This is a genomic window from Exiguobacterium sp. EA-TM-5 (genome assembly GCF_053878415.1).
The window spans coordinates 703242-715583 of sequence record NZ_CM132670.1 but is presented as its reverse complement, the minus strand read 5'-3'; the positions used below and the strand labels follow the sequence as shown (position 1 = coordinate 715583).

The following is a 12342-nucleotide window of genomic DNA, read 5'->3' as shown; positions in this document are numbered from 1 at the left end:
GTTCGTTCATGCTAAACTAAACGAGCAAATCTAAAACTATGTTTTATGAGGAGGAGTAACACATGCAATACGCAAAACTTTCAAATGGTATTACGATTCCCCAAATCGGATTCGGTGTCTGGCAAGTAGATGAAGAGACAGAAGCACCTGCTGCTGTCGCTGAAGCATTACGCGTCGGCTATCGTCATATCGATACAGCTGCCGTCTACAAAAACGAGCGCGGTGTCGCAAAAGGAATCAAGGAAAGCGGCGTGAAACGTGAGGATCTCTTCTTAACGTCAAAAGTCTGGAACGATGATATTCGTGCCGGTCGGACGAAGGAAGCATTCGCAGAATCGCTCGAACGTCTCGAAACAGATTATCTTGACCTCTACCTGATCCACTGGCCGGTCGAAGGCTATATCGAAGCGTGGAAAGCGATGGTTGAACTATATGAAGAAGGCAAGATCAAAGCGATCGGTGTCTCGAACTTCAAGGAACATCACCTCGATACATTGGCAGAAGAGGGCTTGATGGCACCAATGATCAACCAAGTCGAGTTGCATCCACAATTACCGCAACACGAACTGCACGAATACTTGCAAGATCACAACATCCAAGTCGAAGCATGGAGCCCGCTCATGCAAGGGAAATTCCTCGAAATCAATGATTTCAAGGAAATCGCAGAGAAACACGGCAAGACACCTTCACAAGTCGTCTTACGCTGGCACCTCGACAACGGCATCGTCGCTCTTCCAAAATCCGTCACACCGGAACGCATTGCGGAAAACTTCGACGTCTTTGATTTCCAACTCGATGCAGATGATCTTGAGAAAATTGATCGTCTAGCAACAGACGTCCGCCTCGGACCAGACCCGGACGAAATCGATTTTTAAGTTAAAGGTTACTATAAAAGAGATGAACTTTAGTGTGAGAACATCTTGATTCATATGAAAAGAGACTCGTTTCCAGTCCACGGCTTGGAATCGGGTCTCTCTTTTTATGGATAGAGCTGATCATACGTAATAAATCAAAATTGTGTCTTCTGCTTCTTCCGCCTTTTGAAAATAGGCACGAAGATCAGCAAACTGTTCCCAGACGTCTTCGAATTCGCCCGGTGTTCCGGCTTCATCATGAATCGAAGCGAGTGCCTGTTGATCGAAGTTGCGCATCACTTCAGCAGAAATGATCAGAAGCGGTAAGGGAAGAATCCCGACGATTGCTGCTTTTTCCTCATTGACGATCAACTCTTCGCCAATGATGGCTCGACCCAGATTATAGTGCGTCTCCTGATCGATATAGATATCGATTTGATTCATTAAATGGTAGATGGCGTTCGTTTGTTCAAGTGCAAACAACTGTTCATGATCGGGTTGCGTCTCATGAATGAATAAAATCCAATCCATGATGATGTGGGGATCGTTTCCGAACGACTCCCAGACCGCATCCGTGACGCGAACGAAATGTACGTTTTCCATTCTCCCCCTCCCTTCTGTACTCTGTATTCCCTTTTTAAATTCGTTCTATACAAAAAAAGAGCCAGATTTCTCTGACTCCCTTTCCTTAGATCGCTTTTTCATCTTCTTTTGAATCTTGCCATGCTTCAAGCGTACTTTTTCCTGGTAAGTTCGGAATCGAGTCTGCATAGAAGCGCGGCTCTTTTCCAGCTTTTCGTTGCCCGACATAATCTTCGAGCGCCAGTTTCGCGATTTTTGAAAGACGGAAGATCGCATACAGATTGACGACAGCCATCAGTCCCATGAAGATATCTGCTAAAGCCCAAACAAGGCTCGCCGATTCGACGAGGGATCCGAAAACGATCATTGCAAGCACGATTACTCGATACATCGTGATGATTTTCTTATCTTCACGGATGAAGTTAATGTTCGATTCACCATAGTAATAGTTTCCGACGACGGAACTAAACGCAAAGAGGAAAATCGCGAGTACCATAAAACCTGTCGCAAGCGATCCGACTTGTGACGAAAGCGCTCCCTGTGCTAAATCAATACCAGCTAAAGCATCGCCATTCGCATCTTTCGTCGGAACCCCACTGACGAGAACGATCATCGCTGTTGCCGAACAGACCATCAACGTATCAACGAAAACGGCGAACGATTGGATCAGTCCTTGTTTAACCGGGTGAGAGACCTCTGCCGTTGCTGCGGCATTCGGTGCCGAACCCATACCCGCTTCGTTCGAGAACAACCCACGGCGGATACCGTTCAAGAGCGCTGCCCCTACTGCTCCGCCTGCGAGAGTCTTTAACTCAAATAAACCTTCTTGGAAGATCAATTTAAAAATACTTGGCAGTACTTCAAGATTCGTCACCATGATATACAGCGCGATCAAGATGTAACCACCTGCCATAATCGGTACGAGGAATGAAGCAACCGTCGCGATACTACGGACGCCACCAAAAATGACGAGTGCAGTCAGTACGACTAATGCGACAGTAATCCACATCTTATCAAAACCATATTGATTTTGAAGTGAGAGTGAAATCGTGTTCGATTGCAAAGAATTAAAGACAAATCCAAATGAAATCGTAATCAATACGCTAAATAAGATTCCTAACCACCGCTGACCAAGTGCTTTTTCCATGTAGTAGGCAGGGCCCCCACGCCACGCCTTATCATCACGTACTTTATAAATTTGAGCGAGTGTACTTTCGACGAATGCTGACGCCGACCCAATCAAGGCAATCAACCACATCCAGAAAACCGCTCCCGGTCCACCGAGTGCGATTGCAGCTGCGACACCCGCAATGTTGCCGGTTCCGACACGGGCTGCTGTACTGATAGCGAATGCTTGGAACGGTGACACACCATCTTTCCCTTTATCCGTTCCTTGGAACAGTAAGCGTAACATCTCCGGTATCATCCGGAATTGAACGAACCGCATCCGGAATGTAAAATAAATCCCGAGTCCGACGAGTAAGATAATCAGCACGTTCGTCCATAACGTGTCGCTGATTCTATTGACCACATCCATTACCTGTTTCTCCATCCGATTGCCTCCACTTCCACCACATAGTTTCTCTTTTTAGATGTAAACTTTTTTCACATGTGAATTATCATACGCAATTTTTTTTGAAAAATCAAACTCATCCATACCTTAGACGACAAAAAACGTGTCAAACCTCACATCAGATGTGAGGTTTGACACGTTTTTATAAACAATCCTTTTAAATTAAATGAACAGATTCAGGTTAGCACCGTCCGTTGCACCAAGGTAACTCGCGACACCACCGTAATCAATATCATCGAGAAGTTCTTCTTTTTTGATGCCCATGATGTCCATCGACATGGTGCAGGCGATCATCCGAACACCCGCGGCTTGTGCTTTTGCCATCATCGTCTCAAGCGCATCAACTTGTTTGTCCTTCATGACTTTTTTCATCATTTTTTGACCGGCTCCTGCCATGTTCATGTTCGAGAGTGGTAGCTCCCCGGCGTGTTTCGGCATCATCATACCCATCATCCGCTCAATAGCCGCTTTTTCGACTGCTGGTGCGTCTGGTTTTCGAATGACGTTCAAGCCCCAGAACGTAAAGAACATCGTCACTTGTTTCCCCATCGCTTGTGCACCTTGTGCGATGACGAAAGACGCAAGTGCTTTATCGAGATCACCACTGAAAACGACCATCGTCGCATCATCTGCTGGATTGACCTGAACTGGTGCTACAGCAGCTGTCTCTCCTTGTCCTTTTTCCAGTAAAACCTCAACGACCCCTTGATTCATCTCCGCTGAATGGACGGTATGCCCTAATTTTTTCGCCCATGCTTGAACGTCTGGTAAGAAACCGGGATCAGACGCTTTGACGAAAATTTGCTCGCCGTCTGTCATTTGATCGATCTTTGTTTTTAACTCTAAGATTGGACCTGGGCACTGTAAGCCGCACGTATCGAGCAGAGTCACTTGTTCCGGTGCAGTCTTCGTTTCTGGTTCACGTTTCGTTACCGTCACAGCTGTCTCCTCCTTCGATTGGCTTCGCGCTTCTTGATCGCGATGAACGACCGACCATGTTTTGTAGCCGCCACTTAAGTTTTTCACATCATAACCGTGTTGTTGTAACAGTTGACTCGCGACATATCCACGTAATCCGACTTGGCACGTCACATAGATCGTTTGATCCTTCGGTAGATCATCCAACTTCTCACGTAACGTCGGTAACGAGATGTTGACCGATCCCGGAATCGCGCCTAATTCGTTTTCTGATGGTTCACGTACATCGAGTAACAAACCGCCGTTCGCAACGATCGCATCGATTTCGTGCCAATGAACGTTCGCGCTGTCACCAAGCACAATATTCGACGCGATATATCCTGCCATATTGACCGGATCTTTTGCTGAACTATACGGTGGTGCATATGATAATTCGAGATCTGGTAAATCGAGAACCGTCAATCCACCTTTGATTGCAGTTGCTAGGACGTCGATTCGTTTTTCAACGCCTATCATGCCGATTGCCTGTGCTCCGTAGATCGTTCCTTCAATTGGATCAAACAGTAATTTCATCGAAATCGGACTTGCTCCTGGGTAGTACCCAGCATGCGATCCCGGATGCAGGTGCACAGCTTCATAACGCAGACCGAGCTGACGCAACCGTTTCTCATTGTTACCTGTCGAAGCAACCGTCAAATCGAAGACTTTTGCTACTGCTGTACCGGACGTCGCGCCCAGCGATGATATCAGCGACGAGACGCCCTTGACGGTTCGCTGGCCACGCGAGTGGCACATGTGTTGCTTCCTTCGTGATATAGTCTTTAACTTCAATCGCATCACCAATCGCAAAGATCGATGGATCAGATGTCCGCAGTTGATCATCAACTTGAATCGTCTGCTTGATTCCAAGCGTTAAACCAGCATCCGCCGCGAGAGTACTCTCCGGTGCGACCCCAATCGACAGAATATTCATTTCTGTCGCAATCACGCGTCCGCTCGTTAAGACGACACGACGACCTGCCTCTTCAAACCGAGCGACACCATCTTCTAAAATCAACTCGACGCCTTTTGCACGCAAGTGTTCATGAACGATTGCCGCCATTTCCGGGTCGATTGGAGCCATGACTTGATCTGCCATTTCGACGAGAGTGACGCGCGCTCCTCGTTCAGCAAGATTTTCTGCCATCTCAAGACCAATGAAACCACCGCCGATGACAAGTGCTGTATCAGGGCGCGTCGTATCGACGTATTCCCGCATCCGATCCGTATCCGGGATGTTGCGTAGCGTAAAGACGTTCGTCGCATCACTCAGTCCCGGAATGTTCGGACGAATCGGTTTTGCACCTGGAGAAAGAATCAGATGATCATACGATTCGTCGTATTCTTCACCCGTCTCGACGTTGCGGATCGTGATTGTTTTCGCTTCACGATTGATGCGAATCGCTTCCGACAAATTGCGGACGTCTAAATTAAACCGCGCATGCATGCCTTCAGGCGTCTGGACGAGTAATTTATTGCGATCCTTGATGACATCTCCGATATAGTAAGGCAGTCCACAGTTTGCGAACGAAATCTCTTTTCCCCGTTCAAGCAAAATGATTTCTGCCGTTTCGTCAATCCGACGCAGTCGTGCTGCTGCCGTAGCGCCACCAGCGACGCCGCCTACGATGATCGTTTTCATCTGATGATTCCTCCTTGAGTTTCTATCTGTCACCTAATATACCCTGTTAGGTATGCCATTTCAAGTCAGTTGCTCGTAGATTCACAAACAAGACATATCTCTGCCTTTTGTATTTTCTTCCTATCTTAACGGACATTAGTTGCAATTCCTTCTGAAATGCTTGAAACTGAATTTATAGTATATAAAGGGGGATTTTGCAATGGACCAGGAACGTAACTCGAACGAATCAAACGAGAATAATAAAGTGACACCGATTCACCAAGATCGTCAACCCGAAACAAACGAACAAGGAATTGCACCGCAACAGCAACAACACTTGGAAGCATTCCAAGCTTTCCTCGTGGAAAAAGGCATTCCAATGGAAGCACGTGAAAATGAAACACACGTCTTCTTCATGACACAAGAAAAAACACCTGCTGGAGCAGAACCGATGATGATGATCGTCTTCAGTAAGACGACAACAGATGTCGAATTGTTCGCTCGTACAGTGACACACGTACCAGACGGTGTCGAGGATCTTCCGATTCTTAACGCCATCAACGACTTTAACCAAGAGTTCAAATACTTCCGCGTCGTTCTCGATAGCGACCGCGATGTTACAATTGCATCAACGATCGACCTTGATCACGGCTTCAATCCAGCTGCGATCTTCGGACATTCTGTCATGATGTTCCAAGCATCAGACGAAGTCTACACGTATTTGACAAAACTGTATGAACAGTTCTGATTTTTCATTTCTGAATGGCTTTGGAGCCCCGCTCCAAAGCCATTTTTTTATTTAAAGTTCAATTGACAATGAGAATTATTCTCGCTATAGTTAGATTTGTGAAAACGACTACATGGCGGAAAACGTCTTATTAATTCTTCTGGGGGAATCACGATTATGAAAAAGCGTTTAAAAGTAGCATCGATCTTCATGGTAGCCGGTATCTTGGCTGCTTGCGGTTCGAATGAAACGGATACGACTGCACCGAAAAAAGAGAAAACGGAACAGTCGACAGAAACAAAATCAGCGGATGCAGGAATCGCTGCAACGACACTGACAGATGAACTGACAATCTTCAGCTCAATCAAAACAGAACTCGATAAAGCAAAAGAAGGACAAGCGATTGATTGGAAGATGGTCAAGACGAGTTATGAATCGAAATTAAAAGGTGGCGTCGAGACGACAGCACCAGAAATCGAACAAGTCATCCAGTCTGCTTTAGCCGGTGTCGAAGCGAAAGATCTCGATGAGAACATCGCTCGTCAACTCGTTGATAAAGGTCTACAATCGTACTTCTATAAATTACAAAAAGCAACGCAAGCAAAAGCTGAAGAAGCACTCGTTGCGGGTAAGCCAGAAGCTGCAACAGAAGCACTTAAGGATATTGAAGCGATGGCAAAGACCGTCTTCATTCCAACAGCTGAAAAACGTGACGCGAGCTACGGCTTTAAAAACGAAGACGCAATCGCTCAAGCCATCACATCTGGTCTTGCAGCTCAGCAAGAAGCCATCGACGCGAAAGAAATCGGTGACTTCAATGTAGCGAAACAAGTGACGGATAAATCGATTTACCGTTCCTTCTACTTGGCTGCACTCGGTTATGCACAAAAAATCGAGGATGGCGTTAAAGCTGGTACGGACGAAAAAGAATTACAAATGGAACAAGCAGAAGGATATGGTTTCCTGCTCGCGATCGAAGAATCATTAGCGGGTGGAGATGAAGAGGCTGTCAAAACGTTAAAAGAACGGTATGACTTCTCGAAGACAAAACCGGCTGACGTCTCTTACAAAGAAATTGAAGGTCTATTTGCGAAAGCATTAACAGAAAAAGTCGACGGTTATCATGAAGAAGCACAAGAGGCGCTCGAGAAGAAAGATATTGATACAGCACGCGCAGAAGCAATGGAAGCTAACATGTTCGTCGTTGCGATGAAACCAACACTTGAAAACCGTCTGGGTAAAGAAAAAGCAGCACAAGTCGCAAAAGACGCGAACGACTGGCTCGCACTCGTTGAAAAAGGTGACGTTAAAGCTGAGACGACAGGCGAACGGATTACGGACGCTCTCGAACCACTCAACTAAGAACGATATGGAAACGGAGGGATAAGATGAATATCGGAATTACAGGGGGTGCCGGCTTCATTGGTGCCGCCCTTGCCCTCCGGCTTAAGCAACATCATACCGTTCATGTACTGGATGCCTTTACGGACTATTATGATATTCGTTTGAAAGAAGAGCGGGCAAAAGCATTAAGAAGCGCTGGTGTTATTGTTACAACGGGGGACGTTCATCATGATCTCGATACATGGATGCAGCCATCGTTTGATGCTATCTTCCACCTCGCAGCGCTTCCTGGTGTTCCGCGTTCGCTAGAGGAACCGCATCATTATATTCATGAGGACATCGATATGACGGTGACCTTGTTAGAAGCCGCAAAAAGACATGGCATTCCGCATGTCTTTTTCGCGTCTTCTTCTTCCGTTTACGGGGAACAGACGGGGCCGCTCAAAGAAGACCAGGCAACGGGACATGTCGCTAGTCCTTACGCGGCAGCCAAATATAGTGCCGAAAGCTTTTGTCATGCGTATGCTCATTTATATGATTTAAACGTAACGCTGTTTCGTTTCTTTACCGTCTACGGTCCATCAGGTCGTCCTGATATGGCACTGTATCGTTTCATTGAACAGGCGTTACGCGGGGAGTCCCTCACTATCTTCGGAGATCCGGTACGTGATTTCACGTATATCGATGATATTACGCGTGGTATGGAGCAAGCCCTACTCGCTCATGCTGTCGGAACGTACAATCTAGGTGCGAATCAGCCGGTTTCTGTACGTGCCTTAGCGAAACGAATCGGTCAACGATTCAATGTACCTGTGCATACTCAGGCTGCCCGACGCGGGGACGTGACGATGACATGGAGTGATACGACAGCTGCAAAGATAGCATTCGATTATCAACCGTCAATCGAGATCGATGTTGGACTGGAGCAGGTGATCGCGTGGCATCAAAATCGTTGATTCGAACGCTTCTGTATCTGACCCTTACCGGATTCGTCATCTTTTTGCTCCTGCGTTTTTTCCTTGAGTTGACGGTCTCTTATCGGTATATCGAAGCATTATTCAAGAGCCCGTGGACGATACTTGCCACCTTGACGTATGCATTCGCCTTTTATTTACGAGCGATTGCCTGGCGTCGCGCCGATGCGAAACGTGTACCAACCGCTGTTTATCTATCAAGCCTTTATCTCGGACTGACGATCAATCATCTCTCACCGATCAAACTCGGAGAGATGATTCGACTGGTGACGGCTCGCGCCATCGGTAGTCCTTGGAAACAAACAAGTGCGATCTTCGTTTTACAACGAAGTATTGACTTGATCGTTCTGTGCACATTCATTCTGATCGGTTGGTTGTTTCATCCAATCGTCTTGCTCGTCGCGCTCCTTGCGACAGGGTTATTGCTCGTATTACGTCGACCGCACCTCCCTTCGCTCGTTCTGTTCGGAACGCTCGCTTGGGCAGTCGAAGCACTCGCCGTCTTTTTCCTCTTGCATGGAGCAAGTGTCGATGTTTCGTTTCCGACGACCTTGATCGCGATGAGTGCCGGTGTCTTATCTGGTGTGATTCAGTTTACGCCTGGCGGGCTTGGTACCTATGAGCTCGCGATGGGAACGGTCTTACGGCAAGCCGGTGTTGCCCATGCATACGACGTTGCCTTGATGACGCACCTCTTTAAATATGCGTTTGCTTTTCTCGTCCCGCTGTACGTCCTCGTTCGCCATCCGGCTACGCTCCGGTTGTTGGTTCGTCAGCTCAAATACACTGATTGGAAAGGAGGAAGACGATGAAAAGTGCTTCTCGCTTTGAAAAAGTCGCAGCGCGCGCCTGGAACTTACTCAATGAAGGAAAACCCTTCACACCAATTTTTACGATCGGCGTCTTCTTGACGTACGCCTTATGGACGCAGATCCCACTCTCAGATGTCGGGTTCGGTTTCATCGTGACGCTTCCTTTATTCATCTTACTTTGGCGTTATGATTTCCCGTTATTTTTACGCAACTACCTCTGGATTCCGATCATCGTTTGGCTGTTCCTTCGTGGTACGAATGCTGATTATTTGCCTTTATTCGCCTATGGTGCGGGTCTCTATTTCTTCTTCACGGTCTTTTTCTGGGGAACGATCTATTATCATCTCCGAATCGGAACACGCTGGACGAACTTCACGCGTTTTTGGAAACTCGTTCTAAAAAATAGTGATTCAACGAGTGGTAACGCACAAGAACAGCTCCCAAAGGTTGCTTTGTTGCTCGCGTATTGGTGGACAGCAAGTGATACGGCGACATTCGACATGACGTTCGTCTGGTTTCCAATTGGTCTATTCATCTTTGCTTGGATTTTGCATCATTACCTCTTTGACTGGAAACCGAAGTTGCCTGAGACGATGACGGTCGATGCCGATCTCCCGACTTCAGAAAAAGTCTACGTCCTGATCGTTGACGGGATGCGCAAAGATCGCTACATGGCAGCAAACACGCCGTTCCTCGAACGATTGCGTCAGGAAGGAACGGAATATACGAACATGGAAACCGTCTATCCTGCCCGGACCGTCGTCTGCTTCAGCTCGATGTTTACAGGTGCTCGCCCAGAAGACCACGGCATTCATTCGAACATGGTCTGGAACACGACAGGTGTCAAAACGGATACTGTCTTCGATCGTCTCCGTGCCGTCGATAAATCAGGAAAAATCCTTGGCATCGCGCACCTTGTCGATGCGTTCGGTTCAACCGACGTACGGACCGTTACGGCAGTTATGCATAACGATGTTGCGGACCGGAATATCGTGGAACGTGCCAAACAAATCGTCCACGAAGAAGACCCGGATCTGCTCGCAATCCAGTTGATCGGAACGGACCAAACGGGACATAGTCGAGGCACTCTCTATTCCGAGTATGTTCAAAAAATCGAGGAAGCAGATGCGCTCCTTGCTGAGTTTTGTGAAGAACTCGATCGTCTCGGTAAACTCGAGGATGCGACACTCATCGTCATGGCGGATCATGGTCAAGCGGACGGAATCGGTGGACATGGTCACTTAGATGAGGGCGAACGATTCGTTCCCTTCTGGATGTATGGAAAGAATGTGCATGCCGGTCTAAAAGTGGATACGCACCGCCATATCCTGTCACTCGGACCAACGATTACAAAAGTACTAGGCGCAGACATCCCGCACGATAGCCGTGGTGTTTTGCTGACGGAAGCGTTCAAGGAGGCGACATCTAAATGAAGATCATCGTCTTTTTACCTGCCCACAATGAAGAAGTTTCGCTCCCCCTCGTCTTGAAACGAATACCCGATATGATTGACGGTATACCAGTCGAGACCCTCGTCATTGACGACGGTTCGACAGATGCAACGAGTGCGATTGCACGCCAACACGGTGCACACGTCTATCGGTTCGAGCAAAATCAAGGACTCGGCGCGGCAGTCCGCGAAGGACTCCGCCAGTCGCACGAACTCGGAGCTGATGTTGCCGTCATGATTGATGCCGATAACGAGTACCCTGCTGATCAAATCCCGGATATCGTTCGACCGATCCTAAACGATCAAGCAGATTACGTGTTCGGTTCTCGTTTCCTCGGTACCGTTGACGGGATGCGACTCTATCGCTATATTGGAAATCATGTCTTTACGTGGCTACAGTGTCTACTGCTGAAACGCAGAATTCATGACGGTCAAAGTGGGATGCGGGCGTTTTCGCGTGCAGCATGTCATCATGCTGAGATCATTCATGACTATAACTATGCGCAAGTATTGACCCTCAATCTCGTTCGAAAAGGGTTCCGCCTTCACGAAGTCCCGATTCGTTATCGGGTCCGGGAAGCCGGAAAGTCTTTTATTCGCTTGAATTATGTCCAACGTGTTCTCCCGGCGATTTATCGGGAGTGGCGACGACCTGTCACACAGCTTAGCGTTGAAGAACGCTCAGAACGAAAGGAGCACCTCGGATGAAACGCCTTCTTTTGCTACCGCTCCTCCTACTCTCACTGTTCGTGAGCAATTCCACGGTTTCCGCTTACAGTTACGGAGACCCAGGAAAGGAAGCTTTTGCGGAAGCGTACAAACAATTTGAAGAACAACTCGATGCGAAAGATTACGCGCTTGCGAAAGAAACGCTTGCCGCCTATGATAAAGAGTTCAAACTGTATTTCCCTGAAGCGAAAGCGAAGATCGATACGGCTCTTGAAAACGAAGATGCTGAGGCTGCAAAACAAGCGTACCGTGTCGCTCTTCGCCAAAATATCGAACGTCGCCTGCACTTTGCTGAAGAGCAGTTCGAAGATTTCGGGCAAGCGAAACTCTTACTCGCGAAAGCTCGTGGCACATACGATGTGCTCGCACCATACGTCAAGGAAAGCAAGGATGCAAAGACATCCGATGACGTGTATACTGCATTTGATGAATCATTAAAGGCACTCGGAAACCCTGGACTGTTTGGTGTCGGGAAAAAAGCGAGTGATGAAGAATCCTTCAAGAAAAACATTACGATGATCGAAGATACATTAACGCCTCTCTTCGTCCTGCCAGGTGAAGAAAAAACAGGCGTCTTCACAGAAGAAGATTCCTTCCTCGGACAAACGTTCGGAACAGACGCGATCTGGAAGTTGATTGCGCTCGGACTTGTCGTCGTACTCATCGTCATTGTTGTCATTGGTCAATGGAAGAAGAAACGCCGCTCATAAGGAGGAAGA

The 12342-nt window shown here is 47.5% G+C and carries 10 protein-coding genes and 1 pseudogene; 8 read left to right on the top strand and 3 right to left on the bottom strand.

The genetic code is table 11. The features are described 5' to 3' along the window. Nucleotides 1-62: 62 nt before the first annotated feature. Nucleotides 63-875, top strand: coding sequence for an aldo/keto reductase (locus tag ACV3PA_RS03760; protein ID WP_456125659.1), 813 nt, complete (start codon nt 63-65; stop codon nt 873-875). A 120-nt stretch (nt 876-995) separates the two neighbouring features. Here ACV3PA_RS03760 and ACV3PA_RS03755 read toward each other — a convergent pair whose 3' ends face one another. The 3 genes and pseudogenes from ACV3PA_RS03755 to ACV3PA_RS03745 all read right to left on the bottom strand — a co-directional run bounded on the left by ACV3PA_RS03755 (nt 996) and on the right by ACV3PA_RS03745 (nt 5608). After that, a complete protein-coding gene (locus ACV3PA_RS03755; RefSeq protein WP_456125658.1) occupies nt 996-1457 on the bottom strand; it encodes a hypothetical protein in 462 nt (153 codons plus the stop codon). An 85-nt stretch (nt 1458-1542) separates the two neighbouring features. Beyond that, nucleotides 1543-2988: an alanine/glycine:cation symporter family protein gene (locus ACV3PA_RS03750; protein WP_456125657.1), complete on the bottom strand. Its 1446-nt coding sequence runs from the start codon at nt 2986-2988 to the stop codon at nt 1543-1545. 183 nt (nt 2989-3171) lie between these two features. Further along, nucleotides 3172-5608 (bottom strand): annotated as a pseudogene (locus ACV3PA_RS03745) (FAD-dependent oxidoreductase). Between the two features lie 199 nt (nt 5609-5807). On the opposite strand from ACV3PA_RS03745, the gene ACV3PA_RS03740 reads away from it, so the two are divergent. The 7 genes from ACV3PA_RS03740 to ACV3PA_RS03710 all read left to right on the top strand — a co-directional run bounded on the left by ACV3PA_RS03740 (nt 5808) and on the right by ACV3PA_RS03710 (nt 12333). Next, nucleotides 5808-6335: a type III secretion system chaperone family protein gene (locus ACV3PA_RS03740; RefSeq protein ID WP_023469644.1), complete on the top strand. Its 528-nt coding sequence runs from the start codon at nt 5808-5810 to the stop codon at nt 6333-6335. Between the two features lie 156 nt (nt 6336-6491). Beyond that, entirely contained in the window at nt 6492-7676 is a 1185-nt protein-coding gene (locus tag ACV3PA_RS03735) for a hypothetical protein (RefSeq protein WP_053452153.1), read from the top strand. A gap of 26 nt (nt 7677-7702) precedes the next feature. Then, nucleotides 7703-8614, top strand: coding sequence for an NAD-dependent epimerase/dehydratase family protein (locus ACV3PA_RS03730; RefSeq protein ID WP_456125656.1), 912 nt, complete (start codon nt 7703-7705; stop codon nt 8612-8614). Beyond that, complete coding sequence (locus ACV3PA_RS03725) at nt 8596-9444, top strand: lysylphosphatidylglycerol synthase domain-containing protein (RefSeq protein WP_456125655.1); 849 nt, start codon at nt 8596-8598, stop codon at nt 9442-9444. Before ACV3PA_RS03730 ends, ACV3PA_RS03725 begins: the two co-directional genes overlap by 19 nt. Continuing rightward, the gene (locus ACV3PA_RS03720) at nt 9441-10877 is read left to right on the top strand and encodes an alkaline phosphatase family protein (protein WP_053452150.1); all 1437 of its coding nucleotides are present in this window, start codon (nt 9441-9443) and stop codon (nt 10875-10877) included. The genes ACV3PA_RS03725 and ACV3PA_RS03720 overlap by 4 nt, the downstream gene beginning before the upstream one ends. Next, nucleotides 10874-11602 carry a glycosyltransferase family 2 protein gene (locus ACV3PA_RS03715; protein ID WP_053452149.1) on the top strand — a complete coding sequence of 243 codons (729 nt, stop codon included), beginning with the start codon at nt 10874-10876 and terminating at the stop codon, nt 11600-11602. The genes ACV3PA_RS03720 and ACV3PA_RS03715 overlap by 4 nt, the downstream gene beginning before the upstream one ends. Further along, a complete protein-coding gene (locus ACV3PA_RS03710) occupies nt 11599-12333 on the top strand; it encodes a hypothetical protein (protein WP_456125654.1) in 735 nt (244 codons plus the stop codon). The genes ACV3PA_RS03715 and ACV3PA_RS03710 overlap by 4 nt, the downstream gene beginning before the upstream one ends. Nucleotides 12334-12342 lie beyond the last annotated feature (9 nt).